Here is a 24469-nt window from a genome sequence, read left to right on the forward strand (position 1 = left end):
GTCGGCCGCGCACAGCTTTTGTGGCTTACGCACCGAGGCCCTGGTTGAAAGGGTTTATCTAATAAGTCATACTTTTGATGCAAAACGCGGGGCATAATTTAATTTCATCAGCCGTTTGGGTTCCCATGCCGGAAAATGCATCCCCCAATTTCATCGCCCGATTTCAGGGGGCAACTTTCGACGATATGGTCGAGGCTCTGACCAAGGGGTTCGGTTCGTTCGACGCATGGCGCAATGGCCGAGAGAAACCACTCGACTGGAAGGTCGGGTTTTGGGGCGATGAGCGGTTGTCGCTGGTCAGCAACCAGGATTCCGGCGGCTGGGGTGCAAGAACGGCAGATGGAACGCCGGAAACTCTGGCAATCATCGTGCCGCGCACGGGTGCTCTCGACGTAGGGTTTGGTCGGACCGTGGCCGAAGCGACACCCGGGCGGCTGTTGCTGACGAACAATCTTGAACCGGAACGGGTTTCCGTGAGGGCAGCGCCGCACCGGTCGGACACACTCAGCCTGAGCTGGTCGATCATCGCTCAGACCGTCGCTGCCGTTTTGGAGACCCCGCTGACCGGGGCAATGGATCTGGCGCCGGTCATTGATCGTTCCACGGCGGCGGGACAGTTGATCGGCGGTCTCGCCCAAACGATGATCATCGGCATGCGCAACAACGGGCCGCTACTCCAATCGCCAATTGCCATGTCGAACCTGATCCAGGCCTTTGCCGATCTGGTGGTGCGCCTGGTTCCGCATCGGCTCTCGCATCTCCTCGACAAGAAAATCCATCTGATCGCACCGCGGCACGTCCGTCGCGCCATTGAATTCATGCATGCAAACATCGCGCAGCCGTTGACAATGCAGAGTGTCGCGGAGGCGGCGGGCATTTCCATTCGCGCTCTCGAAGTCGGTTTTCGTGCCTTCAAGGGAACCACACCCTCTGCCTACCTCAGGACGATCCGCTTGCAAGCGGTCCGAGAGGATCTGCGCGATCCTTCCAACCGGCAGTCGTTGCGGGACATCTGTTTGAAGTGGGGATTCTTTCACCTCGGCCGTTTTGCGGCCACCTATCGGGCGGCGTATGGAGAGAACCCGTCAGATACGAGAAGGCGGTTCGATATATGAGGGCACGCCATCGCAGAGCCTACAGTGCGCGTCTTTTGCTGTAGGCTTTCACAAGCAGACGGCTCTAGCTCGAGAAGCGGCCGGCGTCGGCGCCATAATAATTCAAGTAGCGGTCGGAAATGCTGGAGATCGGCAGCACGATCAGCACGTCGGTCGTGTTGAAGGCATGATCGATGACGGCGCTGGAGCCGACCATCGCGCCGAGGCGCATATAACCCTTGATCAGCGGCGGCAGCGCCATCAGCGCCCGCTTCGGGTTGACGGCCTCGACCGGCATCAGGTCCATGTTGCGGGCGAGATGCGGCAATGCGTCGACGGCCCATTCGTTCTTCGCCAGCACATTGTGGTAGAGGAAGGACAGCGCCAGCGCATGGCTCTCCAGATAGACGCCGGGGAAAGAGGCGCAGCCGAACATGGCGCTGACGCCGTGCTTCAGCGCATAGGCCCAGTTGCCCTGCCAGAGAAGCTCGACGGTGCGCTTGGTGCGGTATTCCGGCAGCACGCAGGAACGGCCAAGCTCCATGAAGCGCTTGTCCGGATGTTTGGCAAGGAGGCCGTCGATCTCGAATTCGGAAGCCGAGTAAAAACCGCCATTGGCCATGGCGACATCCTGGCGCAGCAGCCGGTAGGTGCCGACGATCTGGTCTTCCGGGTCACCCTCGATCGTGCGGTCGAGAACGAGAAGATGGTCGCAGACAGCGTCATAGGCGTCGACATCGCGCTGGCGGCGCATGGCATCCTGCGGCAGTTGCGCCTTCATTTCGTCGACGAAGACGCGGTAGCGCACCGCCTGGGCGGCATCGATCTCGCGCGCCGTGCGGGCAAGGCGGGTTTCCAGATTGCCGATGCGGCCGAGGATATCGCCGTCCTTCTGCGCAGCCGCCGTCGAAGGCGGTGCAGCCTCGGCAGTGGTGTCACGATTCAGGATGTCGATGGCGGACATGGCGATTCTCCCGTTGCCGGCTTATCGACGCCATAAAACACTTCTCTGCGACAGGAAAGTGACATATTGGATTTCCCGGCGCAAGGCGCATGCCGGCCCCGCGGCACGTTACCGCGCCTCTGCCCGGCGGGCGGAAAGTGCGGCGACCGCCTGAACTTCGGTCAGCAGCCGCACCGGGTCGACCGGCTTGACCATGACCCGGTTGGCGCCATTCAGCAAGACCTGGCGTCGCGATTCGTCGCTCTTGTCGGCGGTGAGCACGATCACCGGCACCGGGGCGAGATCGAGCCGCCTTTCGTGACCGCGCAGGCGTCCGAGCATATCGATGCCGTTGCCGCCGGGCATCGACAGGTCGCTGATGATGATATCGGGCCGGGCATTCGCCTCGCAAAGGGCGCAATCGAGCAGCGCCTCGAAATCCTCGACATGGCGCACCTTATGCCCGCCCTTCTCCAGCACGACGCGCACCAGCATGGCATTGATCGGATCGTCCTCGCCAAGCAGGATGTTGAGCCCGCTGGCGGCCACCATCGTCTCGGCCGTCGAAAGGCCGAAGCCCGGCTGGTTGTCGTTCAGCGCGTCGCGCTTCTCCATGCCGCGCATGCGCCCGCGCAGCACGTCGATCAGCGATTGTTCGCGCAGCGGCCGGATGAGCCAGGCATCGAAGAGGTCGAGCGGATGGGCGCTGCGCTCTTCCGGATTGACGAGCAGGACCTTGCGCAGGCCAAGGGCGGCGATTTCGGCGCGATCGGCAAGATGGGCGGAAAATTCGGCCGACATGCGATGGTCGATGATGATATCGGTCGGCCGCTTTCCGCTGTTTGCCAAGCCAAGCAGCGTTGCCCGCGCGCTCTCGCCGTCGGCGACGAGATGGCAGAGGCCGCCGAGCGCGGTAATCGTCTCGGCGACGGCGGTGCGCGCCGCACCCGCCGGCGCCAGGAGCACGACGCTGTTGCCGGCAAGCAGCGTATTGCGCCTGTCGGGGCGCTCGCTGCCGATATCGACCGGGAAGCGGATGGTGAATTCGCTGCCTCTGCCCTTTTCGCTGGCAACCGTCAGCGCGCCGTTGAATTCGCGCATGATGCGGGCGGAGATGGCAAGGCCGAGCCCGGTGCCGCTGCTCTTGTCGGCGACGGTCCCGCCCTGCTCGAACTCGCCGAAGACCCGCGCCTGTTCCTCCGCCGTCATGCCGGGACCGCTATCGGTGACGGTGATCGACAGGTCGTCTGCGTCGAGCGACACGCGAATGAAGACGCCGCCGGCCTGGGTGAACTTCACGGCATTGCCGATGACGTTGAACAGAACCTGGCGCAGCCGCGCCGGGTCGAAGCTCATATTCTCCGGCACGTCTGAAGACACCGTGGCGCCGATCTCAATGCCTTTTTCATGCGCCCGGTGGGCGAGCATCTCGACGACGCTTTCGAGCAGCTTGCGCAGCGATTCCGAGCGCGGGTGCAGCGCGAAGCGGCCGACCTCGATGGTGGAGAAATCGAGCAGATCTTCGACAAGCTGCGTCAGCGCGTGGCCGGACTGGCGGATATTGGCGAGATAGTCCTGCTGCTCCTGCGTCAGCCGCGTCTCGGCGAGCAGATGCGTCATGCCGAGCAGGCCGGAAAGCGGCGTGCGCACCTCGTGGCTGACGGTGGCAAGCAGCCGCGATTTGGCGGCGCTGTTATATTCCGCCTTCTGGCGGGCCTCTTCGCGGCCCTGTGCGATCAGCCGCTCGTCGGTCACATCACGCGCCACGCTCTGCAGCAGCAGGCGGCCGTTTGCCGGGTCACGAGTGACGACGTCGCGCCAGAGAAAGATGCGCTGGCCGTCCGGCGTCGAGATCTCGACGTCGAAGCAGTGCGGGATCGGGCCGGGGCGGAAGGCAAGCCCGATCTCCTCGCAGCTCCGCCCCTCCGGACGCAGCCGCCCGGTCAGGCGGCGAAACGTGTCGTTGGCGGAAATGATGCGCCGGTCCATGCTGCGGCTGACGGTGATGTCGCCGAGCACGTCGTGCACGTCGGCGAACAGCTTGGCGCCATCGTTCCAATCCGGCAGGGATTTGCCGCCGCGCGGGGGCTTGCGCCGCCGCACCATCAGGACGGCATAGCTGGCGATGACGGCAAGGCCGAGAACGACAAGACCGCCCGAAAGCAGCAGAGCATCGCCGGCATGGGCAAGCAGCGTCAGGATCATCGCGGCAAGCAGGCCGGCGCCGCCAAGCCAGTAGACCAGCAGGCGGCGTGTTGTTGCAGGCCCGATCTTGCCGTCATCGGCTGCCTCAAGCGCCGATGCGACCGGCCGCGAGAAGGACCCCGCCATCCGCTCTTCATGCGGCTTGGCGGCGGGTCCGCCGAAGGCGGCGGACAATCTTTCCTGCAACTGTCCCAGATTGTGCATGCTATCTGGCTAACATGAGGCCTCTTCCGAATGCCTTCAGGAATTCGATAAGATTTTAGTGGCCGGCCGTTTTCGGCAGCATCAGCTCGTCGAGAATGACGCAGGCCGCGCCGATAGTGATGAAACTGTCGGCGAGATTGAAGACCGCGAAGGACCAGCTTTCGGTGTGGAAAAGAATGTAATCGATCACATGGCCATAGGCGAAGCGATCGACGAGATTGCCGATCGCGCCGGCGATGATCAGCGCATAACCGAGATGGGCGAGCCAGCGGTCCTTCGCCGTGCGGTACCACAGCCAGATGACGAAGGCGACGATGACGAGCCGCATGCCGACGATGAACCAGCCATCCATGCCCTCCAGCATCGAAAAGGCGACGCCGAGATTGTAGGTGCGGTAGAGCGCCAGCATCGGAATAACCGGCACGGCCTCCTGCAGCGGCAGGTAATGATCGACAGCGATCTTGACGACCTGATCGATGAGCACGGCGACGACGATGAAGAAGAGGATCGGCGCCGGCCTCGAAAACAGTGCGGGGCGGGCAAAAGTCTGTTCGGTCATTTGCCCTCGGCAAGTGAGAGGAGATGGCGGCGCGCCTCGAAAAGCATGACGGCGGTGGCGACGGCAAGGTTCAAAGAATCGGCGCGGCCCTGCTGCGGAATGCGGGCAAGCGCGTCGGCTTGCCCGGCCAGTTGGTCCGGCAGGCCGGATTGCTCGTTGCCCATCAAGAGCACGACGGGCTTCTTCCGGTAGTCGATGGTGCGGTAATCGACCGCGCCGGCAAGATGCGTCGCGACCACGCAAACGCCGGCCGATTTCCGCCAGGCGATGAATTCCTCCGGCGTCGCCCGTGCGACCGGAACGGCAAAGACCGAGCCCATGGTGGCCCGCACCGTTTCGAGCGAGAAGGGATCGGTCGTCTCTCCGATCAGAATGATGCCGGACGCGCCGGCCGCATCCGCTGTGCGGATGATGGTGCCGAGATTGCCGGGATCGCGCACCCGATCGAGCGCCACCCAGGTCTCGCCCTCTCTGGGCCGGATGTCCTTGAGCGGCTTCCAGCGCTGTTCGAAAATGCCGACGACCATCTGCGGATTGTCGCGGCGGGTGATCGAGGCGATCACCTTTTCGCTGACTTCGAGCACCAGCCCGCCGGAAGCGACGGTCCTTGCCGCCATCTGCTCGACCAGCGGCTTGCCCTTGGCGGCCTTGGCATAGACCAGCGTGCGGATCGTCCAGCCGAGTTCGATCGCATCGATGACGAGCTTCAGTCCCTCGGCCAGGAAAGTCCCGCTCTCCTCGCGCGACTTCTTGTTCGTCAGCGCCTTGATGTCTTTGATGATGGGATTGGCAAGCGAGGTGACTTCCTTCACCTGTCCGACCCTGCGCGGTCCCTGATCGTGGAAGTCCTTGCTCATTTCGGCACCCAGCGGGAAAAGAGGGAAGTGGAAAGCGCCCGGCCCTGCGTCTTGCCGTCGAGGCCGGCTTCGCGGATGACCAGCTCGCCGGATTCGACCGCGCCGCCGGCGCCCCGCATCGTCTCGCGCATCAGCTCGTGGATCGAATAGAAGCTGGCGCGGATCGAATAGGCCGTCAGCACCAGGCCCACCGCCTTCGGCGACAGGATCTCGCGGCAGACATCGAGCATCAAGGGCAGATGCTCGAAGAGGTGCCAGACCTCGCCGTTCGGGCCGCGGCCGAATTTCGGTGGATCGGTGAGGATGATGTCGTACTGGCTGCCGCGGCGTTCCTCGCGCAGGATGAATTTCATCGCATCCTCGCAGATCCAGCGGATCGGCAGTTTCTCCATGCGCCCGAGCGCCTGGTTTTCCCGCGCCCAGCCGATCGCCTTCTTCGAGGCGTCGACATGGGTGACTTCGGCGCCGGCCGCGGCGGCAACCAGCGAGGCGACGCCGGTATAGCCGAAAAGGTTCAGCACCTTCAGCGGCCGGCCGGCCTTTTCGACCTGCTCCTTCATCCAGCTCCAGTGCACGATCTGCTCCGGGAAGACGCCGACATGACGGAAGGAGGTGAAACGGCCGTGGAAATCGACGCCGAGCAGGTTCAGCGGCCAGGTCTCGCCGAGCGCCGCCTTCGGGAAGCGCCAGCGGCCGCTGCCTTCCTCGTCGGTGTCGCCGGTGAAGACGGCATCGACCTTTTCCCAGACATGGGCCGGCAGCGAAGGCCGCCACAGCGCTTGGGCCTCGGGACGGATGATGCGGTAAGGCCCGTATTGTTCCAGCTTTTCGCCGTTGCCGCTGTCGATCAGGTGGAAGTCGCCGGCCCCGAGCGATTCGAGGATCACGGGCACGCGCTCGGTCGGACGCTCGCCGCTGCGCGTCGTCAGCGGCCGTTCGGCGGCGGTGGGCCCGACAGCCTCGCGCACCGCCTCACGGGCTGCCGCGGGCCGTGCGGCCGGCTTTGGCGGCCGGCCGGCGCGATCGTCCCTGCGGCTTTCACCGGAAGGACCTGATGTCTTCTTCTGGCCCGGCCGGCGTTCTTTCTGTTTCAACGTGCTCTTCCGCGTCTCTGTCGGGCACAGCGCCCTTTGATTTATGCAGTAGCCCAGAAAAGCGTGCCGGATCAACTGCGCGCCGGCGCGGTATGTATTTCAAGCCTCGGATGTCCGCCGGCGAAGCCAGCTTTCTGCCGCATAAAGGGCCGCGACATGCATCGACTGCATGACGACCGCGCCGGACTGCAGGTCGCCAAGGATGGCGGCAAGATCCGCAAACAGCAGCTCGATCTTCTCGCCGGGGTCGAAACGCGGTTCGCCGGCCCGGCTGAGGCCGAGCGCCAGCCAGCTCGTCACCGCGTTGCTGTGGCTGGCGGCATTCGGATAGGAGGTCAGCAGCTTGACGAAGGTCGAGGCTTCATAGCCGGTCTCCTCGTGGAGTTCGCGCCGGGCTGCTGTCATCGCCGCATCGCCGCTCCCGCTGTCGCCGCGCTCGATGCCGCCGGCGACGAGACCGTGGATGATCTCGCCGCGGCCGTGCCGGTATTCCCGCGTCAGCAGCACGCGCCCGTCGGGCATCACCGGCACGACGTTGATCCAGTCGGGATAGTCGAGCACATGGAAGGGCGCGACGACAATTCCGTCGGCGGTGACGCAATCGTCGCTTCGCAGCCGGATCCAGCGGTCCTCATAGGTGATGCGGCTTGCCGTCACGCTCCAGGGCTTCAATTCGTCACTCATCGCCTGTTCCTTGCTCCGCAACGAGCGGGATAACATTCCTCTCTAACTGGCAAAAGCCTTTCCCGCTGGGATAAGATGAACGAATCGGAGATGGGGCTGTCGAATGGATTTCACCGGCGAAGAACGCATCGCCGCGCCGCGGGATGTCGTCTGGGCAGCGCTCAACGATCCCGAGATCATGCGCGGCTGCATTCCGGGCTGCCAGAGCATCGAGCGGCTGTCGCCTGACATGTTCGAGGCGACGATCAAGGTCAAGTTCAGCCTGCTGTCGGCGACCTTCCATGGGCTGTTGACGCTTTCCAATGTCGATGCGCCGAAAAGCTACACGCTGTCGGCCGAAGGCAAGGGTGGTCTTGCCGGCTTTGCCAAGGGCAGCGCCGACATCGTGCTCGAGCAAAACGGCGCCGAGACCATCCTGCATTATCGGGCCAAAGCCGAACTCGGCGGCAGGCTTGCCCAACTCGGCGCACGCCTGCTCGATTCGACCTCGCAGAGGCTCGCCGAAGGGTTCTTTTCGGATTTCAATGCCGCCGTCGTCGCGAAGATGGCGGCCGGCTGATCCCGGCCCGGCACCACGTGCTTTGGGCTTGGCGCGGGGTGGGGCATGGGTTAAATCGACGTCATGACGTGGACAATCAGGCCGCCGCGGGCGGAAGACCAGGAAATACTCGCGGAGATTTATCTTTCCGTGCGCCGCGAAACATTCGTCTGGGTCGACCCCGGCAAGTTCCACCGCGAGGATTTCGCCGCTCATACCAATGGCGAGACGGTCTTCGTCTGCGAGCATGAAAACGGTGGAGTAGCCGGATTCCTGGCGCTCTGGCCGGCCGATGATTTCATCCACATGCTCTATATCAGCCGGGACTTCCAGGGCTTTGGCGCCGGTACGGCGCTTCTGCAGGCGCTGCCCGAATGGCCGCAACACCGCTACCGGCTGAAGTGCCTGGTGAAGAACCGGCGGGCGAAGGCGTTCTACCTTTCCCACGGTTTCCGCGTGACCGGCAACGGCACGTCGCCGGAGGGCGATTATGAGGAGCTGAGCTTTTTTCCGGTTTGATCGAGCGCCGGACCGTCGTCGAATCCGAGCCGGTTTTACCGTGCCGGAAGCCGCCCGGCGATTTCCTCGGCGCGGCTCTTGTGGCGGTCGGCCTCACCCTGCCAGCGGATGGCTTCCTTGGCTTCGGTGCGGGCGCGCTTGCGGTGTTTGCCCTGGCTGAACCAAGTGGCGGCCGAGCCGATCAGCATGCCTGCGATCAGGGCAACGACCAGGAAGACGAAGAAGGGTGCGGAAAGCGCAAGTACCTGATCCTCCGGCCGGAACGGATTGAAGGCGAGCGTGACGCTTTGCCGGTTGGCGACGCAGAAGACAATGAGGACGACGCCGAGCGGCAGCAGAATCAACAGGTTGACGATCTTCTTGGCCATCTAAGCTCTCCATGCGTCGGATGGTGCCGCTCTCTTCGCGCGGCGCGTTGTATCTGCGCATCGGCCCCGAAAATCGCTTCCGATTTTCGGGGCCGATGCATGAGCAGAATAGAAAACTGGCCTACGAGTTCAAGTGCGGATTCGCCGCAGGCGGCTTGCGCCGCTCAATCCTCTTCGTCGGCCTGGCCGGGATTGAGCCGCTCGCGCAGCTCCTTGCCGGTCTTGAAGAAGGGAACCCACTTCTCCTCGACGAAGACGGTATCGCCGGTGCGCGGATTGCGGCCGGAGCGGGACGGGCGGTTCTTGACCGAAAACGCGCCAAAGCCGCGCAATTCGACACGGTTGCCCGCAGCCAGTGCATCCGTGATCTCGTCGAGAACCGCGTTGACGATATTCTCGACGTCGCGATGATAGAGATGCGGGTTGCGTGCCGCAACAATCTGCACCAATTCGGACTTGATCACAGTCGCCCCCTTAAATTATTGATTTCTTATCAATCGTGGCCAACCTGCCAAACTGAAAGCAGCCCGTCAAGAAGCAACTTTGGGGGCAGGATTCCATTGATATCCTGGCCTTTCATGAGATCATCATAACCGAAGATCGTAATCAACCGCGAAACAGCCCCAGCGAGCAGAAACGGCGTGTTGCTCTTCTTGTCCCAGTCCACCATCGGCAGGTCGGCGTCGACGCCGCGCGACTTGAGATAGGCCCGGATTTCCGGCTCGCCGCCGATCGTATCGATAAGTTTCACCTTGAGCGCCTGGCGGCCGGTATAAATGGTGCCGTCGGCGAGCTTCAGCACCTCGTCGCGCGGCAGCTTGCGCCGGTCGGCGACCAGATCGACAAACCAGTTATAGCTGTCGACCACCATGTTGCGGATCATTGCCTTGGCCTCCTCGCTCGCCTCGTGGAAGGGCGAGGGCTCGGCCTTCAGCGGCGAGGATTTGATCTCCTGCAGCGAGACGCCGATCTTGTCGAGCAGCGGCTGGATCTGCGGATACTGGAAGATGACGCCGATCGAGCCGGTGATCGAGCTGTCGCCGGCAATGATCGTATCGCCGGCGGTGGCGATCATGTAGCCGGCGGAGGCGGCAAGCGTGCGCACGTCGGAGACGACGGGCTTTTTGGCCGAAATCGCACGGATCGCCTTGAAGATTTTTTCGCCGCCATAGGTCGTGCCGCCGGGTGAGGAGATCGAAATCACCGCGGCCTTCACCTGGTCGTTGGTCTCGACCTTCTTCAGCCGCTCCAGAAGCTCGTCGTCGTCGACGATCAGCCCCGATATCGTCACATGGGCGATATGCGGGCGGCCCATCTTGCTATCGCCGACGACGAAGCTGTAGAAGGCGAAACCAAGCGCCACGACAAGGGCCACCGCCGCGAGGCGCCAGAACCAGAGCTTGCGGCGCAGCCGCCGGCGATCCGCGATCATCGAACTGTCCATGAGATACCTCCAGCGCTGGCCCCGGCTTCGGCATGCCCGCCGATGGATCCGGTGAAATAGGTGGCAGCGGCGCGTACGAATGCCACTTTTTGATGTTTTTCCGTTTTGTTGCTTGTTGCAGAAAAAATTCCATATTGGCAAGCCAATGTAATAATGCGAAACGAACTGTGATTGGCGGCCGGCTTTGTTGCGAGGCGCTGCCGTCACCGCACATGGAACGAGACCTATGCTCGATACCCTGAAGAACAACGGAAATGCCGCCTATGCGGGCTCCGGCAGGAGCGCCTATGGCGATGCGTTGTTCCATTCCGCCCGCGTGCGGCGGCTGAAGATTTTGCTGCCGGTGGCAGCCCTCGTCGTCGCGGCTGGCCTGACGGCGGTGGCGTTGGTCAAGATCTATCTGCCCGAGAACATCAAGATGGAAGGCGCCAAGATCGAGAACGGCAAGGTCGTGATGGAAAAGCCGGCGATCGCCGGCCGTAATTCCGACGGCGTCAACTATTCGATGCTTGCCGAAAGGGCGCTGCAGGATATCCGCAATCCCGATCTGATCACGCTCGAGACCATCAAGGCCGCCGTGCCGATGAATGACGGGCTGATTGCCCGCGTCGTCGCCTCGACGGCCGATTACAATCGCGCCACCGACAACCTGCATATGACGGCCCCCTTCACCCTGGTGCTGAGCAGCGGCCTCAACGCGAATTTCCAGTCCGCCCAGCTCGACATCAAGGGCGGAAACATGCGCAGCGACGACCCCGTCACCATCACCAAGGACAATGCCTCCATTGTTGCGAAGACGATGGAGATAACCGATAAGGGGCGGGTGATCACATTCGAGGGGAATGTTCGCATGAATGTCGATCCATCCACCATCCATAAACAGGGCACTTAACCAGCCGGGTCATCCATGACAAAAGATTGTCGTTTTTCCACTTGCAAGACTGGCATGGCATTCATTGCCGGCGCATTGGCCCTTATTCTGATGGCCCCGGGCGCAGGCGCGCAGCAGGCGGCCACGATGTCGGGCATGAAGCTTTCCAACGACCAGCCGATCCAGATCGAAAGCGACAAGCTGGAGATCCACGATCAGGAGCACACTGCCTTGTTCACCGGCAAGGTCAAGGTCGTCCAGGGGACGACGACGATGCAGTCCGGCAAGATGACCGTCTATTACAAGGACAAGGCGGCAAAGCCCGCCGCTGATGGAGCGCAACCCGCAGCCCAGCCGCAGCAGTCGGCCTCGCTGGCATCGGGCAGTGCCGATATCGACAAGATCCTGGTGACCGACAAGGTCCTGCTGACATCGGGCACGCAGACGGCGACTGCCGATGACGGCGCTTTCGATATGGCCTCGCAGACATTCATCCTCACGGCGGATCAGGGCAACAAGGTTATTCTGTCGGATGGACCGAACGTCTTTACCGGCTGCAAATTGACCGTTCACATGCAAACCGGTCAGGCGGAGCTTGAAAGCTGCGGCGGGCGTGTCCAGATTCAGCTCGATCCAAAATCGCAGCCGAATGCACAGCAGAAGCAGAACTGAGAAGCCGGCCTCCCACGTGAAATTATCATCGCTATCCACCATGTTCGGCCAGCCCGGGCCACAAGCTGCGGGCGCCGCCGACAAAAGCCGCTATCAGGGAACGCTGATCGCCCGCGGTCTGACGAAGACCTATGCGACGCGTCGCGTCGTCAACGGCGTCTCGCTGGTGGTGCGCCGTGGCGAGGCCGTCGGACTGCTCGGCCCGAACGGCGCCGGCAAGACCACCTGTTTTTACATGATCACCGGCCTCGTGCCGGTGGATGAAGGTACGATCGAGATCGACGGCAACGACGTCACGACCATGCCGATGTACCGCCGCTCGCGTCTCGGCGTCGGTTACCTGCCGCAGGAAGCCTCGATCTTCCGCGGCCTGACGGTGGAAGAGAATATCCGCGCCGTCCTCGAAGTGCATGTCAAGGACAAGGCCGAGCGCGAGCAGAAGCTGAACGAGCTGCTGGAGGAATTCCATATCCAGAAGCTGCGCAAGAGTGCCGCCGTCGCCCTGTCGGGCGGTGAGCGCCGCCGCCTCGAAATCGCCCGGGCGCTTGCGACCGACCCGACCTTCATGCTGCTTGACGAACCCTTCGCCGGCGTCGATCCGATCTCGGTCGCCGACATCCAGAATCTCGTCCACCACCTGACGGCGCGCGGCATCGGCGTTCTCATCACCGACCACAATGTGCGCGAGACGCTGGGCCTGATCGACCGCGCCTACATCATCCATGCCGGTGAAGTGCTGACCCATGGCCGGGCGAACGACATCGTCAACAATCCGGAAGTGCGCCGGCTTTATCTCGGCGACAATTTCAGCCTCTGAATGGCTGATGACGCCAAAGACGGGGACGCTGCCTCAGTCGTCCTGAAACGGCGCAGACCTTTCGCCGACACCTGTGCCACCGCAGAAATTAACCGCGCTGACATAGTTCCGCTTGACCAAATGAGATAAAAAAGCAATTTTTGGGCCAGTTGGATTTCCGTCGCCTGAAGTGTGATCGGACGCGGTTTCCCGGAGGAATCGAGGGAGTTTCGCGTCCGTCATGGCACTGTCCGCCAGTCTTTTCCTGCGCCAGAACCAATCCCTGGTGATGACACCGCAACTGATGCAATCCATCCAGTTGCTGCAGATGACGCATGTCGAGCTCACCCAGTTCATCGCCCAGGAGGTGGAGAAGAACCCGCTGCTCGAATTTCCGTCGAATGACGGCGAGGCAGGGGCCGAACGCGGCGAAGCCGAAGATGAGCCTTATGGTCATCCGCCGGAGGATGCGGGCTCGGACGACGGTTATGGCAACCGCACCGACGCGCTCTCCAGCGACTGGTACGACAATGGCGGCAGCGCCAGCACCAGCCGGCTGAACGACGAACTCGACGCCAACTATACCAACGTTTTTCCCGATGACAGCGCGCCGCAGCGCCTCGATGCGCCGGAGCTCGTCGGCCAGTGGAAATCGATGCCGGGCAGCGGCGGCGAGGGCGCCGATTACGATCTCGACGATTTCGTCGCCGGCCAGGTGTCGTTGCGCGATCATCTCGTCCAGCAGATCCCCTTCATCCTGCCCGACATGGCCGATCGGCTGATTGCGCAGAACTTCGTCGATCAGCTCGACGATGCCGGTTATCTGCAGGTCGATCTCGTCGAGACCGGCGAACGGCTGGGCACCAGCCTGACTGCGGCCGAGCGTGTGCTTACCGCCCTGCAGACGCTCGATCCGCCGGGAGTTTTCGCCCGCAGCCTCTCGGAATGCCTGGCGATCCAGCTCAGGCAGAAGGACCGATACGACCCCGCCATGCAGGCGCTCGTCGAAAACCTCGAACTGCTGGCGCGGCGCGATTTCGCCACGCTGAAGCGGCTCTGCGGCGTCGACGAGGAAGATCTTCTCGATATGCTCGGCGAAATTCGTCAGCTCAATCCCAAACCCGGCAGCGGTTTCGAGACCGGCGTTTCCGAAGCGATCATGCCCGACGTCGTCGTCAGGCCCTCTTCGGAGGGCGGCTGGCTGGTCGAGCTTAATCCGGAAACGCTGCCGCGCGTGCTGGTCAACCAATCCTATTTTTCCCGCGTGACCCGCAATGGCGAGGATCACGCCTTCCTGTCCGAATGCCTGCAGAGCGCCAACTGGCTGACACGCAGTCTCGACCAGCGGGCGAAGACCATCATGAAGGTGGCAAGCGAGATCGTCCGCCAGCAGGACGCCTTCCTGCTGAACGGCGTCGACCACCTGCGCCCGCTGAACCTGAAGACGGTCGCCGAAGCGATCAAGATGCATGAATCCACCGTCAGCCGCGTCACCTCGAACAAATATATGCTGACGCCGCGCGGCCTCTTCGAACTCAAATATTTCTTCACCGTCTCGATCAGCGCCGTCGCCGGCGGCGACAGCCATTCGGCCGAGGCCGTGCGTCACAAGATCCGCGCGCTGATCATGCAGGAGAGCCCGGACGCGGTGCTCTCCGACGACGATATCGTCGACATGCTGAAGAAGGGCGGCGTCGATCTCGCCCGGCGCACGGTTGCCAAATACCGCGAGGCCATGAACATCGCCTCCTCGGTGCAGCGCCGCCGCGAAAAGCGGGCGCTCGCCAAGGTCGCCGGCTTCTGACACCGCAATGCTTCGGTCTTGATCGAAGCATCCAGCTCCAAATCCCGTTATTGCTCTGACGTCTGGAGCGAACTGGGAAAGCCGACCATGATGCCGCAAAATCAGAAGCTTGCCAGGGAGCTTTTTCTGCTGTTGGCGCTGGCGACCCTTTGGGGGGCCTCCTATACTTTCATCAAGATCGGTGTCGAGACGATCCCGCCGGTGACGTTGATCGCGGTCCGCACGCTGATTGCCGGCGCCATCCTGCTTATCGTCCTCCGCTACCGGCGAATCCGCCTGCCCACCGACGGCGAGACGTGGCGGCGGCTTTTCGTCCAGGCCTGTCTGAACAGCGTCATTCCCTTCACGCTGATCGCCTGGGCGGAACAATCCGTCGATGCCGGGCTGGCGGTGATTCTCAATTCGGCGACGCCGATCTTCACCTTCCTGCTGACCGTGTTGATAACCCGCCATGAGCAGGTGACGGCGCGAAAGCTTTTCGGCGTCATATCAGGGCTTGCCGGCATCTGCCTGGTCATCGGCGTCTCGGTGCTCGGCGGTCTCGGCGAAAGCCTGACGGCGCAGCTCGCCATCATCCTGGCGACCGCCTGCTATGCTGGTGCGGCGATTTTCAGCAAGAACTTCAAGGGGCTCGATCCCATCGTGCCGGCGGCCGGCTCGTTGATCTCAGGTGCGGTCATTCTGTTGCCGGTCAGCCTTGTCGTCGACCGGCCGTGGACGCTCGATCCATCGGCCGCATCGATTCTGGCGCTGCTGGCTCTTTCCGCCTTTTCGACGGCGCTTGCCTTTTCGATCTATTTCCGCCTCGTCCAGACGCTGGGTTCGGTCGGAACGACGTCGCAAGCCTATCTCAGGGTTCCGATCGGCGTTGCGATCGGCATCGTTTTCCTCGGCGAAAGGCTGAGCTCCACCGCCTGGATTGGACTCATTTGCGTCATTCTCGGTGTCGCAGCTATGACGATCCCGGCAAGGGTGAGTACAAGCAGGGCGGGAATAGTCTAGGCATCACTGGCTAGCGGTCGGCCGCATCCCCTGTATTCCTTGGCGCGGCATCACACGCGGTGCGCGCATTAGCAACCGCGGTTTTTCGCCCTATTGACTTTCCGGCAGCGGCTGGCTAGAAGCCCGCCGCAATCGATGCCGCAAACGGCATCTGGAGTTATCCCCAGCATCAGAAGGGTACCAAGGACCAGCAGGCTGACGCCGATCTTGCTTGAGATTGCGCGAAGTGCTTGGATGAACCTGAGGCTTGGCGTAAACTGATACCCGCAAACGACATAAGAAGGGAAACTCCATGAGTGTGCGTGTGTCCGGTAAACATATGGAAATTGGTGAATCGTTCCGTCAAAAGATCGAGGACCAAATTGGTATGGCCATCACGAAATACTTCGACGGGGGGTATTCCGGCCAGGTGACCGTGGAAAAGGCGAGTTCTCGTTTCTCCGCAGATTGCAAGCTTCATCTCGACAGCGGGGTGGTGCTGCATGCGGCCGGTGAAGCGACCGATCCCCAGCTTGCTTTTGACGCCGCTTCGGAGCGCATCGAAAAGCGCCTGCGCCGCTATAAGCGCAAGCTGAAGGACCATCATGCCGGAAACCATCTGAACGGTTTTGCAGAAGTCTCCTACACGGTCATGGACTCTGTTCCTGATCACGAGGATGAAATTCCCGACGATTTCGCCCCGGCAATCGTCGCCGAAAGCACGAAGCAGCTGAAGACCATGTCGGTCGCCACCGCCGTGATGGCACTCGACATGACCGACGAGCCGCTTCTCCTGTTCCGCAGCCCCGGCAAGGAACATTTGAACATCGTTTACCGTCGGCACGACGGAAATATTGGCTGGATCGATTCGGCCAATATCAAAGGCTGAGGTCAGGGCAGTGAGCGGCGGTATTGCCGCCGCTCCTTGCATTTGATCCCGGCGACAGAAGGAAAAAGAAATGGCATTGGCAGATTTGCTCCATCAGGATGCGATCATTCCCGCCCTCAGAGTAAATTCCAAGAAACAGCTGCTTCAGGAATTGGCCGCAAGAGCCGCCAGGATCACCGGGCTCTCCGAACGGGAGATCTTCGACGTCATCCTGCAGCGCGAACGCCTTGGCTCGACCGGCGTCGGCAACGGCATCGCCATTCCCCACGGCAAGCTGGTCAACATTCATTCGATCGTCGGCATCTTCGCCCGGCTGGAGCAGCCTGTCGATTTCGAGGCCCTGGACGACCAGCCTGTCGACCTCGTTTTCCTGCTGCTGGCGCCGGAAGGCGCGGGCGCTGATCACCTCAAGGCCCTGTCGCGGATTGCCCGCGTGCTGCGCGACCACGATCTGGTCGCCAAGCTGCGCGCCACCGATTCCGCTTCGGCGATCTACGCCTTCCTCAATGAAGAGCAGACGTCCAACGCCGCCTGAACCAGGCCCTGCAAAACTGTGCAGCAGTCTTGCGACAATGCGATGCGCGTCAGGCCGGAACCCGCCGCAACTCCCGGAATCAGCGGGAGTCTAGCCGGCGGCTTCGCAAGGCAACCCGCTATATCCTGGCTGCGACGTCTTCACCCGAAGGGATCGAAGACTGTGCTCCTGATTTGAGGCAGGCGAGCGAACCGGCGACCGCCGCCCGGCGCAGCGCCGAGGCAAAATCCAGACCCTCGTCGAGGCTCGCAGCGAAATAGCCGCAGAAGGTGTCGCCGGCGCCGACCGTATCGACGGGTTCGATCTTCAGGCCCTGCGCCCGCGCGATCGCTCCGTCGCGGATGGCGACGACGCCGTCGCCGCCGAGCGTCACGATCAGCGTCTGGCCGGTTTCGGCATGCAGGCGCGTCAGGGCCGCCTCGCGCGCTTGCGCGTCCATGCCGTCCTGTCCGGCCAGCCGCTCGAATTCGGTCTCGTTGGCGATGACGATATCGGCGAGCCGGCCGAGACGCGGCGCATCGGGAATCAAGGGAGCAAGGTTGAGAATGCTGGTGACGCCCTTGGCGCGGGCGGCCGACAGCGCGCGTTCGACGGCTGATGTCGGCACTTCGAGCTGCAGCATCAGGATATCGCCTTCCTGCATGCCGCCGATCGCGGCCTCGGCATCGTCGGGCGTGACCAGGCCGTTGGCGCCGGGAACGACGGCGATCATGTTTTCGCCGTCGCCGCCGACCAGGATCAGCGCCGTGCCCGTCGGACCGTCGACATGCCTGACGAGGGAAAGATCGGTACCCGCATCATTGAGCAGGGAAAGGGCATCGGCGGCAAAACTGTCCTTGCCGACGGCGCCGGCCATATGCACATGGCGACCGGCGCGCCGCGCGGCCAGCGCCTGGTTGGCGCCCTTGCCGCCGGCGGCGGTGGCAAAGCCGTTGCCGGCCACCGTCTCGCCGGGCTTCGGCAGGCGCTCGGTGGTGGCGATGAGGTCCATGTTGATGGACCCGAAAACTGTAATCATCAGGGATGTCCCGTCCTCTGGCGCATGCAGGCGACGTCATGCTCCTGCTGTTTCATGCGGGCGAGACACTGCCCGAAGCGGTCACTCCTCGTCAACCACCCGCAGCTTGAGAAGACCGGTGCGGCTTTCCACCGATTTGGCCGCGGGTTCGCCATCGCGGGCCGGCTTGGCCTCGCCGCTGCCCGCTTCGAATTCCAGCGCTTCGATCTTGGCGCCGCGCCTGGTCAGTTTGTCGGCCGAGGTGACGACCATGTCGATGTCTTTCTGCGCCATGGCGAAATGACCCTGCAGCTTGCGCACCCGTTCATCGAGGCGGCCGAGATCGTCCATCAGGATTGCCACCTCGCCCTGGATCAGATGCGCCTGAGCCCGCATGCGCTGGTCCTTGAGCACGGCCTGGATGACCTGGATCGACAGCATCAGCAGCGACGGCGAAACAATGACGACACGCGCCCGGTGCGCCTTCTGCACCACCGGCTCGAAATTCTCGTGGAGCTCGGCGAAGATCGATTCCGACGGCACGAAAAGAAAGGCCGTATCCTGAGTTTCGCCCTGGATCAGATATTTCTCGGAAATGTCCCTTATATGGATCTCCATGTCGCGGCGGAACTGCTGGCCGGCGATCTTGCCGGCCTCCGGGCTGCCGGCGTCGCGGATCGCGTTCCAGGCTTCGAGCGGAAATTTCGCATCGATCACCAGCGGCGGCGCGCCGTTCGGCATGCGGATCGTGCAGTCCGGCCGCGAACCGTTGGTGAGCGTCTGCTGGAAGGCATAGGCGCCCATCGGCAGGCCGTCGGCGATGATCGTTTCCATCCGGGACTGGCCGAAGGCGCCGCGCGTCTGCTTGTTGGAAAGAATGGCCTGCAGCCCGACGACATCCTTGGCCAGCGTCTGGATATTGTTCTGCGCCGCATCGATCACCGCCAGCCGCTCCTGCAACCGCTGCAGGTTCTCATGCGTCGACTTGGTCTGCTCGGTAATCGTCGAGTTGACGCGCTGCGACATGCCGTCGAGGCGTTGGCTGATCGCCTGGTTGAGCTCGCTCTGCCGCGCCCCGAATACCTCGGTCATTGCCGCGATGCGGCCCTGCATTTCCGCCTGGATCTTCAGAAGCTCGGCCATGCGCGCGTCGCTTTCTCCAGCGCGAAAGCTCGCCTCCTCCGCCTGTTCGCGGCGAAGGCTTGCGCCGCGCAGCAGCAGCACGGTCACCAGCAGGACAAAGGCCAGCAGAACCCCGCCGGCAAGCGCCAACATGGCCGGGCTGATCGAGGCAAGCGGTAAAGTGAACGAATCGGAATGGGCGGTCATGCCGCAACCATAACAGAAGAGGCGGCAATATATAGATCAAAACGTGAACGGATATAGCGCCCCCAATATCCTCGCACGCCCAGGCTCCTGCCGGCGTATGCGGTCGTTCCGGGCACCGCGCCCACCCGGCGGCTTGAGGCGAATATGGCGAAATTCCGGGCGGAGATGCAAAAAAGCGTCTTCCCCGCCTGCCGGATAATTCCATAGTCGGAAAAGATGGGTTATGGGAACGCCATGACCATCAAGCCACTCATCATTCTTCCCGATCCCCTTCTCCGCCAGATCTCCAAGCCGATCGAGCGGGTCGACGCCGACCTGCAGCGTCTTGCCGACGATATGCTGGAAACCATGTACGACGCGCCGGGCATCGGCCTTGCGGCGATCCAGATCGGCGTGCCGCGCCGTATGCTGGTCATCGACGTGTCGCGCGAGGGCGAGGAAAAGCAGCCGCAGGTCTTCATCAACCCGGAGATCGTCACCTCCTCCGACGATCGCTCGGTCTATGAGGAAGGCTGCCTGTCGATCCCGGATTATTATGCCGAGGTCGAGCGCCCGGCTGTCGTCTCGGTCAAATATCTTGACCGCCACGGCAAGGAACAGACGGCGGAGGCCGACGGCCTGCTCGCCACCTGCCTGCAGCACGAGATCGACCATCTGAACGGCGTGCTGTTCATCGATTATATCTCGCGGCTGAAGCGGGAGATGGTGATCAAGAAGTTCACCAAGGCGGCGAAGTCGAAGGCGCTCTGAGCGCCGCGTTGAAAATTCGCCGGCGAGGCATTATGATATCACTGATATCATGACGGAGGTGCCGCATGGGTGATTTTCTGATCAGGAATATTTCCGAGGCGATGAAGCGAGACATTGCGGAATCGGCGCAGCGCAGTGGAAACAGTCTTTCTGACGAGGCCAAGGAACTTTTGCGGGAAGCGCTTCAGAGAAAAACCGAAGCAAAGCCCGAGGCCGTGTCGGCCTATGCAGCGATACGCGCCGCTTTCGAAAGAGAAGACGCGGTAGACGACGAATTTGCTGCAATCATGGAGGAAATCGAGGCCGCGCGGAAAAAGGATTTTGGCCGGCCGTTTGAGGACTTCGAATGATCGTTCTCGATACGAATGTGGTTTCCGAGTTTGCCAGGTCATTACCCAATGAAAAGGTGAAGGCTTGGATGTTGCGGCAGGATAGCTCGAGAATCTGGCTTTGCACTGTCGGGTTGATGGAGCAGATTTACGGCGCTGAAAGGGTTCTCTTGAAGACCGGATCGGATCGCTTCTTTCGCGCCATCGAGAATTTGGTGAAAGGCCAATTTCGTGATCGTATTGTTGGCTGGGATTTGGAAGCGGCCATGGCAACCGGACGCCTGCGGGCGAAACGTGAAAACATAGGGCGTCCGATTTCGGTCCAGGATGCCATGATTGCCGCCATCTGCCTTGCCAACGGCGCCACACTCGCCACCCGCAACACCAGAGATTTCGAGGAGCTTGATCTCAAGCTCGTAAACCCGTTTGAAGAGGGTTGATCCTCAATTGGCGAGATAGAATGTCCCTTCGCATCATCTTCATGGGAACCCCCGAGTTCTCGGTTCCGACCCTGCGTCTGCTCGTCGATGCCGGCCACAGGATCGTCGCCGTCTATACCCAGCCGCCGCGGCCGGGCGGCCGGCGGGGGCTCGATCTGCAGAAATCGCCGGTGCATCAGGCCGCCGAACTGCTCGGTCTTCCGGTCTTCACTCCGGTCAATTTTAAGGATCCACAGGAGCGCGAGCGGTTTGCCGCTTTCAATGCCGACGTCGCCGTCGTCGTTGCCTACGGATTGCTGCTGCCGGAGCCGGTTTTGAACGGGACCCGCGACGGCTGCTACAATGGCCATGCCTCGCTGCTGCCGCGCTGGCGGGGGGCCGCGCCGATCCAGCGGGCGATCATGGCCGGCGACGAAAAGACCGGCATGATGGTGATGAAGATGGACAAGGGTCTTGATACCGGCGCCGTCGCGCTCGCCCGCGAAGTCGAGATCGGCCCGAACATGACGGCCGGCGAGCTGCACGACCGGCTGATGCAGGTCGGCGCCAAGGCGATGGCGGAAGCCATGGTGAAGCTGGAAATGAACGACCTGCCGCTGACGCCGCAGCCGGAAGAGGGCGTGCTCTATGCCGCCAAGATCGACAAGGCCGAGACCCGCATCGATTTCGGAAGGAATGCCAGGGATGTGCACAACCATATCCGCGGCCTGGCGCCGTTTCCGGGCGCCTGGTTCGAGCTCGTCATCGGCGGCAAGCCGGAGCGGGTCAAGGTGCTGGGCTCCGCGCTGGCGGAAGGCGAGGGGGCTGCCGGGCAATTGCTGAGCGACGACCTCGTCGTCGCCTGCGCGTCGGGTGCGGTGCGGCTGACCAAGCTGCAGAAGGCCGGCGGCAAGCCGCTGCCGGCAGCCGACTTCCTCAGAGGCACGCCGCTTGCCGCCGGCACGAGGCTTTCCTGATGCCGCGTTTCCGCATGACCGTCGAATATGACGGCGGCCCCTATGTTGGCTGGCAGCGGCAGGAGAACGGCCCCTCGGTGCAGGGCGCGATCGAAGCGGCAGTGCTGTCGCTGACCGGCGAGACCGTCTCGGTCCGCGGCGCCGGCCGCACCGACTCAGGCGTCCACGCCATGGGGCAGGTGATCCATGCCGACCTTGCCAAGGACTGGTCGCCCTACCAGCTGCAGAATGCCTTGAACGCACATCTGAGGCTCGGCGGCGAGCGTGTCTCCATTCTCGATGTCGAAGCGGTTCCGGAATTCTTCGATGCCCGCTTTTCGGCGCTGCGCCGCCATTATCTCTACCGTATCGTCAGCCGCCGGGCGCCGCTGGCGCTTGAAGCCGGCAAGGCCTGGTGGGTGCCGAAGGTGCTCGACCACGAGGTCATGCATGCCGCCGCCCAGCGGCTGGTCGGCCGGCACGATTTTTCCACCTTCCGCGCCGCCCATTGCCAGGCAAACAGCCCGGTGCGCACGCTCGACCGGCTGGATGTGACCCGCAACGGCGAGCTGATCGAAATCCGCGCCACGGCGCAGAGCTTCCTCCACAACCAGATCCGTTCCTTCGCCGGCACGCTGAAGCTCGCCGGCGAAGGCAAATGGACGCCTGACGATGTCGAGGCGGCGCTCGAAGCGCGCGACCGCAAGGCCTGCGGGCCGGTGGCGCCGCCCGACGGGCTCTATTTTCTGCAGGTGGATTATCCAGACGTGATCGTCGATCGGCGCAGGCCGGTCAGTGATCCCGACGACGATCAATCATAGGCTTGATCAGACCGGATAGATGCCGAGGAAGTGCTGCAGATATTCCGAAAGGATCATCGACGGCACCAGCAGCACCAGCGTCATCGCCCCGACCATCAGCGCGTGGCCGTGGCAGATCATCCTGAGGATGCGCGCCAGCGCGAAGACCTGCGCCAGCATGAAGGCAAGCAGCAGCAGCGAGACGAGGCCGACGGAGCCGGGAAGGAAGACCACCATCGCCAGCAGCAGACCGTTGATATAGGAGAGCGGCACGCCGAGCCAGTTGACGCTGACGACGACCGGCGCGAAACGCTCGCCCATGCGGAAGGCAAGCAGCAGCAGCCCGGCAAAAACCAGCGGCACGAACCAGTTGGCGAGCTCGACGAGGCCGAGCCTGAGATAGAAGGCAAAGCCGACATCGGCTTCCGGCGGCATCGACCGCAGAAAGACCTGCCGCCACCAGAGCCAGGAAATGCCCATCGGCGGCAGGCACCAGGCGATCGCCCAGAACGAGCGGTTGACGCCGCGCTCGGACATATCGAGGTAGCGGAAGCCGCGCGGATCCAGCCGGATCAGCAGCCAGAGGCCGGCCAGATAATACTGGACTTCTCTAAGCCCCGGCATTGGCGAACCAGTGGGCGATGAAGGTTTCGTAGATCGCCGTCAGCATCTCCAGATCGGCAACGGCGACGCGTTCGTCGACCATGTGCATCGTCTGGCCGACGAGGCCGAACTCGACGACCGGGCAATAATCCTTGATGAAACGCGCATCCGACGTGCCGCCGGTGGTCGAAAGCTTAGGCGAGCGGCCGGTCACGCTCTCGACGGCCGATGACAGCGAGGCGATCAGGCCATTGTTGCGGGTCAGGAAGACATGGCTCGGCCGGTCGGCCCAGACGATATCGTATTTCACCGGTTCGCGGCCCGGCCGCAGCCGGCCGTCCCCGGCGGCGGCTTGCAGACGGCGCAGGATTTCGGCGCGCAGCGTCTCGGCCGTCCAGCTGTCGTTGAAGCGGATGTTGAAGCTTGCCGATGCCCTGGCCGGAATGACGTTGGTTGCCGGATTGCCGACATCGACCGTCGTCACCTCGAGATTCGAGGGCTGGAAATCGTCGGTGCCGCCGTCGAAGGGCGGGTCCATCAGCGCCTGCGTCAGCTGCAGCATGCCGCGCACCGGATTGTCGGCAAGATGCGGATAGGCGGCATGGCCCTGGACGCCGTGCACGGTGATCCTGCCCGACAGCGAGCCGCGCCGGCCGATCTTGATCATGTCGCCCAGCCTGTCGGGATTGGTGGGCTCGCCGACCAGGCAGGCATCCCAGCGCTCGCCGCGCTCAGCCGCCCATTGCAACAGCTTGATCGTGCCGTTGATCGCCGGGCCTTCCTCGTCGCCGGTGATCAGGAAGGAGATCGAGCCCTTGGGCGGTCCGCTTTTCTCGATATGGCGGGCGACGGCGGCGACGAAACAGGCGATGCCGCCTTTCATATCGACCGCGCCGCGGCCGAACAGTTCGCCCTTCGATATCTCGGCGGCAAAGGGCGGATGCGTCCAGGCAGCCTCGTCACCGACCGGCACGACATCGGTATGGCCGGCAAACATCAGATGCGGGCCGTCGCTGCCGAGGCGGGCATAGAGGTTTTCGATGTCGGGCGTGCCCGCTTCGCTCGCTTTCACCTTGTCGACGGTGAAGCCGAGCGGCGCAAGCATGGCGTCGAGCGCCGACAATGCGCCGCCTTCGGCTGGAGTCACGGAGGGGCAGCGAATCAGCGTCTGAAGATTGGCGACGGGATCGGTAGCGGTCATGGCGTCGAACTATCCGGCGGGAATGGCA

28 protein-coding genes are annotated in these 24469 nt (G+C 62.8%); 15 read left to right on the forward strand and 13 right to left on the reverse strand.

Annotated features, from left to right (window positions below; genetic code table 11):
* The first annotated feature begins 125 nt into the window (after positions 1 to 125).
* The gene (locus BBJ66_RS01985) at positions 126 to 1115 is read left to right on the forward strand and encodes a helix-turn-helix transcriptional regulator (RefSeq protein WP_071084607.1); all 990 of its coding nucleotides are present in this window, start codon (positions 126 to 128) and stop codon (positions 1113 to 1115) included.
* Positions 1116 to 1179: 64 nt separating this feature from the next.
* Here BBJ66_RS01985 and BBJ66_RS01990 read toward each other — a convergent pair whose 3' ends face one another.
* From BBJ66_RS01990 to BBJ66_RS02015, 6 genes are all read right to left on the reverse strand, one after another.
* Complete coding sequence (locus BBJ66_RS01990; protein WP_071084609.1) at positions 1180 to 2058, reverse strand: GNAT family N-acetyltransferase; 879 nt, start codon at positions 2056 to 2058, stop codon at positions 1180 to 1182.
* 108 nt (positions 2059 to 2166) lie between these two features.
* Complete coding sequence (locus tag BBJ66_RS01995; RefSeq protein WP_071084610.1) at positions 2167 to 4446, reverse strand: PAS domain-containing hybrid sensor histidine kinase/response regulator; 2280 nt, start codon at positions 4444 to 4446, stop codon at positions 2167 to 2169.
* A 55-nt stretch (positions 4447 to 4501) separates the two neighbouring features.
* The gene (lspA, locus tag BBJ66_RS02000) at positions 4502 to 5005 is read right to left on the reverse strand and encodes a signal peptidase II (RefSeq protein ID WP_071084612.1); all 504 of its coding nucleotides are present in this window, start codon (positions 5003 to 5005) and stop codon (positions 4502 to 4504) included.
* Entirely contained in the window at positions 5002 to 5862 is an 861-nt protein-coding gene (locus BBJ66_RS02005) for a TrmH family RNA methyltransferase (RefSeq protein WP_071084614.1), read from the reverse strand. The genes lspA and BBJ66_RS02005 overlap by 4 nt, the downstream gene beginning before the upstream one ends.
* Positions 5859 to 6956: a class I SAM-dependent methyltransferase gene (locus BBJ66_RS02010; RefSeq protein ID WP_071084616.1), complete on the reverse strand. Its 1098-nt coding sequence runs from the start codon at positions 6954 to 6956 to the stop codon at positions 5859 to 5861. Before BBJ66_RS02010 ends, BBJ66_RS02005 begins: the two co-directional genes overlap by 4 nt.
* Positions 6957 to 7055: 99 nt before the next feature.
* Positions 7056 to 7676, reverse strand: a complete 621-nt coding sequence (locus BBJ66_RS02015) for an NUDIX hydrolase (protein WP_049730684.1) — start codon at positions 7674 to 7676, stop codon at positions 7056 to 7058.
* Between the two features lie 67 nt (positions 7677 to 7743).
* Here BBJ66_RS02015 and BBJ66_RS02020 point away from each other — a divergent pair, with 67 nt between their 5' ends.
* Positions 7744 to 8199 (forward strand): SRPBCC family protein, encoded by a 456-nt coding sequence (locus tag BBJ66_RS02020; RefSeq protein WP_049730683.1) that lies wholly within the window; start codon positions 7744 to 7746, stop codon positions 8197 to 8199.
* Positions 8200 to 8262: 63 nt separating this feature from the next.
* Positions 8263 to 8697, forward strand: coding sequence for a GNAT family N-acetyltransferase (locus tag BBJ66_RS02025; RefSeq protein WP_049730682.1), 435 nt, complete (start codon positions 8263 to 8265; stop codon positions 8695 to 8697).
* 35 nt (positions 8698 to 8732) lie between these two features.
* Here the strand turns inward: BBJ66_RS02025 and BBJ66_RS02030 are convergent, their stop codons facing one another.
* The 3 genes from BBJ66_RS02030 to sppA form a co-directional block, all read right to left on the reverse strand.
* Complete coding sequence (locus tag BBJ66_RS02030; protein ID WP_071084618.1) at positions 8733 to 9065, reverse strand: LapA family protein; 333 nt, start codon at positions 9063 to 9065, stop codon at positions 8733 to 8735.
* 164 nt (positions 9066 to 9229) lie between these two features.
* Positions 9230 to 9529, reverse strand: coding sequence for an integration host factor subunit beta (locus tag BBJ66_RS02035; protein WP_003544934.1), 300 nt, complete (start codon positions 9527 to 9529; stop codon positions 9230 to 9232).
* 29 nt (positions 9530 to 9558) lie between these two features.
* Positions 9559 to 10509: a signal peptide peptidase SppA gene (gene sppA, locus BBJ66_RS02040; RefSeq protein ID WP_049730680.1), complete on the reverse strand. Its 951-nt coding sequence runs from the start codon at positions 10507 to 10509 to the stop codon at positions 9559 to 9561.
* Positions 10510 to 10735: 226 nt separating this feature from the next.
* Between sppA and lptC the strand changes: the two genes are divergently transcribed.
* From lptC to ptsN, 7 genes are all read left to right on the forward strand, one after another.
* The gene (gene lptC / locus BBJ66_RS02045; RefSeq protein WP_071084620.1) at positions 10736 to 11401 is read left to right on the forward strand and encodes an LPS export ABC transporter periplasmic protein LptC; all 666 of its coding nucleotides are present in this window, start codon (positions 10736 to 10738) and stop codon (positions 11399 to 11401) included.
* Between the two features lie 15 nt (positions 11402 to 11416).
* Positions 11417 to 12052, forward strand: a complete 636-nt coding sequence (locus BBJ66_RS02050; protein WP_071084622.1) for an LptA/OstA family protein — start codon at positions 11417 to 11419, stop codon at positions 12050 to 12052.
* A 40-nt stretch (positions 12053 to 12092) separates the two neighbouring features.
* Entirely contained in the window at positions 12093 to 12869 is a 777-nt protein-coding gene (lptB, locus tag BBJ66_RS02055; protein WP_003583867.1) for an LPS export ABC transporter ATP-binding protein, read from the forward strand.
* 220 nt (positions 12870 to 13089) lie between these two features.
* Entirely contained in the window at positions 13090 to 14652 is a 1563-nt protein-coding gene (gene rpoN, locus BBJ66_RS02060; protein ID WP_071084624.1) for an RNA polymerase factor sigma-54, read from the forward strand.
* 87 nt (positions 14653 to 14739) lie between these two features.
* Positions 14740 to 15654, forward strand: coding sequence for a DMT family transporter (locus BBJ66_RS02065; RefSeq protein WP_071084626.1), 915 nt, complete (start codon positions 14740 to 14742; stop codon positions 15652 to 15654).
* A 292-nt stretch (positions 15655 to 15946) separates the two neighbouring features.
* Positions 15947 to 16522 (forward strand): ribosome hibernation-promoting factor, HPF/YfiA family, encoded by a 576-nt coding sequence (gene hpf, locus BBJ66_RS02070; RefSeq protein ID WP_003570772.1) that lies wholly within the window; start codon positions 15947 to 15949, stop codon positions 16520 to 16522.
* A gap of 70 nt (positions 16523 to 16592) precedes the next feature.
* Positions 16593 to 17057 carry a PTS IIA-like nitrogen regulatory protein PtsN gene (gene ptsN / locus BBJ66_RS02075; RefSeq protein WP_003570770.1) on the forward strand — a complete coding sequence of 155 codons (465 nt, stop codon included), beginning with the start codon at positions 16593 to 16595 and terminating at the stop codon, positions 17055 to 17057.
* 118 nt (positions 17058 to 17175) lie between these two features.
* Here the strand turns inward: ptsN and BBJ66_RS02080 are convergent, their stop codons facing one another.
* Positions 17176 to 18075 (reverse strand): ribokinase, encoded by a 900-nt coding sequence (locus BBJ66_RS02080; RefSeq protein ID WP_071084628.1) that lies wholly within the window; start codon positions 18073 to 18075, stop codon positions 17176 to 17178.
* Positions 18076 to 18156: 81 nt separating this feature from the next.
* Positions 18157 to 19383: a DNA recombination protein RmuC gene (locus BBJ66_RS02085; protein ID WP_071084630.1), complete on the reverse strand. Its 1227-nt coding sequence runs from the start codon at positions 19381 to 19383 to the stop codon at positions 18157 to 18159.
* Positions 19384 to 19617: 234 nt separating this feature from the next.
* Between BBJ66_RS02085 and def the strand changes: the two genes are divergently transcribed.
* From def to truA, 5 genes are all read left to right on the forward strand, one after another.
* Entirely contained in the window at positions 19618 to 20133 is a 516-nt protein-coding gene (def, locus tag BBJ66_RS02090; RefSeq protein ID WP_071084973.1) for a peptide deformylase, read from the forward strand.
* A 65-nt stretch (positions 20134 to 20198) separates the two neighbouring features.
* Entirely contained in the window at positions 20199 to 20483 is a 285-nt protein-coding gene (locus BBJ66_RS02095; protein ID WP_071084632.1) for a FitA-like ribbon-helix-helix domain-containing protein, read from the forward strand.
* Complete coding sequence (locus BBJ66_RS02100) at positions 20480 to 20902, forward strand: type II toxin-antitoxin system VapC family toxin (RefSeq protein WP_071084634.1); 423 nt, start codon at positions 20480 to 20482, stop codon at positions 20900 to 20902. The genes BBJ66_RS02095 and BBJ66_RS02100 overlap by 4 nt, the downstream gene beginning before the upstream one ends.
* Before the next feature lie 20 nt (positions 20903 to 20922).
* Positions 20923 to 21858, forward strand: coding sequence for a methionyl-tRNA formyltransferase (fmt, locus tag BBJ66_RS02105; RefSeq protein WP_071084636.1), 936 nt, complete (start codon positions 20923 to 20925; stop codon positions 21856 to 21858).
* Positions 21858 to 22658, forward strand: coding sequence for a tRNA pseudouridine(38-40) synthase TruA (truA, locus tag BBJ66_RS02110; RefSeq protein WP_071084637.1), 801 nt, complete (start codon positions 21858 to 21860; stop codon positions 22656 to 22658). Before fmt ends, truA begins: the two co-directional genes overlap by 1 nt.
* A gap of 6 nt (positions 22659 to 22664) precedes the next feature.
* Here truA and BBJ66_RS02115 read toward each other — a convergent pair whose 3' ends face one another.
* Together BBJ66_RS02115 and dapE are read right to left on the reverse strand one after the other, a co-directional pair.
* The gene (locus BBJ66_RS02115) at positions 22665 to 23261 is read right to left on the reverse strand and encodes a hypothetical protein (RefSeq protein WP_071084639.1); all 597 of its coding nucleotides are present in this window, start codon (positions 23259 to 23261) and stop codon (positions 22665 to 22667) included.
* Positions 23248 to 24441: a succinyl-diaminopimelate desuccinylase gene (gene dapE / locus BBJ66_RS02120; protein WP_071084641.1), complete on the reverse strand. Its 1194-nt coding sequence runs from the start codon at positions 24439 to 24441 to the stop codon at positions 23248 to 23250. Before dapE ends, BBJ66_RS02115 begins: the two co-directional genes overlap by 14 nt.
* Positions 24442 to 24469 lie beyond the last annotated feature (28 nt).

Source organism: Rhizobium sp. RSm-3 (assembly GCF_001854685.1).
GTDB classification, from domain to species: Bacteria; Pseudomonadota; Alphaproteobacteria; order Rhizobiales; family Rhizobiaceae; genus Rhizobium; species Rhizobium ecuadorense.

Excerpts from the sequence above, each read along its gene's own strand:
- dapE (WP_071084641.1), bottom strand. The coding sequence starts at position 24,441 with ATGACCGCTACCGATCCCGTCGCCAATCTTCAGACGCTGATTCGCTGC.
- BBJ66_RS02065 (WP_071084626.1), top strand. The coding sequence starts at position 14,740 with ATGATGCCGCAAAATCAGAAGCTTGCCAGGGAGCTTTTTCTGCTGTTG.
- def (WP_071084973.1), top strand. The coding sequence starts at position 19,618 with ATGACCATCAAGCCACTCATCATTCTTCCCGATCCCCTTCTCCGCCAG.
- BBJ66_RS02080 (WP_071084628.1), bottom strand. The coding sequence starts at position 18,075 with ATGATTACAGTTTTCGGGTCCATCAACATGGACCTCATCGCCACCACC.
- rpoN (WP_071084624.1), top strand. The coding sequence starts at position 13,090 with ATGGCACTGTCCGCCAGTCTTTTCCTGCGCCAGAACCAATCCCTGGTG.
- truA (WP_071084637.1), top strand. The coding sequence starts at position 21,858 with ATGCCGCGTTTCCGCATGACCGTCGAATATGACGGCGGCCCCTATGTT.
- BBJ66_RS02095 (WP_071084632.1), top strand. The coding sequence starts at position 20,199 with ATGGGTGATTTTCTGATCAGGAATATTTCCGAGGCGATGAAGCGAGAC.
- BBJ66_RS01985 (WP_071084607.1), top strand. The coding sequence starts at position 126 with ATGCCGGAAAATGCATCCCCCAATTTCATCGCCCGATTTCAGGGGGCA.
- fmt (WP_071084636.1), top strand. The coding sequence starts at position 20,923 with ATGTCCCTTCGCATCATCTTCATGGGAACCCCCGAGTTCTCGGTTCCG.
- BBJ66_RS02005 (WP_071084614.1), bottom strand. The coding sequence starts at position 5,862 with ATGAGCAAGGACTTCCACGATCAGGGACCGCGCAGGGTCGGACAGGTG.
- hpf (WP_003570772.1), top strand. The coding sequence starts at position 15,947 with ATGAGTGTGCGTGTGTCCGGTAAACATATGGAAATTGGTGAATCGTTC.
- BBJ66_RS01995 (WP_071084610.1), bottom strand. The coding sequence starts at position 4,446 with ATGCACAATCTGGGACAGTTGCAGGAAAGATTGTCCGCCGCCTTCGGC.
- lptB (WP_003583867.1), top strand. The coding sequence starts at position 12,093 with ATGTTCGGCCAGCCCGGGCCACAAGCTGCGGGCGCCGCCGACAAAAGC.
- BBJ66_RS02050 (WP_071084622.1), top strand. The coding sequence starts at position 11,417 with ATGACAAAAGATTGTCGTTTTTCCACTTGCAAGACTGGCATGGCATTC.
- ptsN (WP_003570770.1), top strand. The coding sequence starts at position 16,593 with ATGGCATTGGCAGATTTGCTCCATCAGGATGCGATCATTCCCGCCCTC.
- BBJ66_RS02020 (WP_049730683.1), top strand. The coding sequence starts at position 7,744 with ATGGATTTCACCGGCGAAGAACGCATCGCCGCGCCGCGGGATGTCGTC.
- BBJ66_RS02115 (WP_071084639.1), bottom strand. The coding sequence starts at position 23,261 with ATGCCGGGGCTTAGAGAAGTCCAGTATTATCTGGCCGGCCTCTGGCTG.
- BBJ66_RS02100 (WP_071084634.1), top strand. The coding sequence starts at position 20,480 with ATGATCGTTCTCGATACGAATGTGGTTTCCGAGTTTGCCAGGTCATTA.
- BBJ66_RS02015 (WP_049730684.1), bottom strand. The coding sequence starts at position 7,676 with ATGTTATCCCGCTCGTTGCGGAGCAAGGAACAGGCGATGAGTGACGAA.
- lptC (WP_071084620.1), top strand. The coding sequence starts at position 10,736 with ATGCTCGATACCCTGAAGAACAACGGAAATGCCGCCTATGCGGGCTCC.
- BBJ66_RS02085 (WP_071084630.1), bottom strand. The coding sequence starts at position 19,383 with ATGACCGCCCATTCCGATTCGTTCACTTTACCGCTTGCCTCGATCAGC.
- BBJ66_RS02025 (WP_049730682.1), top strand. The coding sequence starts at position 8,263 with ATGACGTGGACAATCAGGCCGCCGCGGGCGGAAGACCAGGAAATACTC.
- sppA (WP_049730680.1), bottom strand. The coding sequence starts at position 10,509 with ATGGACAGTTCGATGATCGCGGATCGCCGGCGGCTGCGCCGCAAGCTC.
- BBJ66_RS01990 (WP_071084609.1), bottom strand. The coding sequence starts at position 2,058 with ATGTCCGCCATCGACATCCTGAATCGTGACACCACTGCCGAGGCTGCA.
- BBJ66_RS02030 (WP_071084618.1), bottom strand. The coding sequence starts at position 9,065 with ATGGCCAAGAAGATCGTCAACCTGTTGATTCTGCTGCCGCTCGGCGTC.
- lspA (WP_071084612.1), bottom strand. The coding sequence starts at position 5,005 with ATGACCGAACAGACTTTTGCCCGCCCCGCACTGTTTTCGAGGCCGGCG.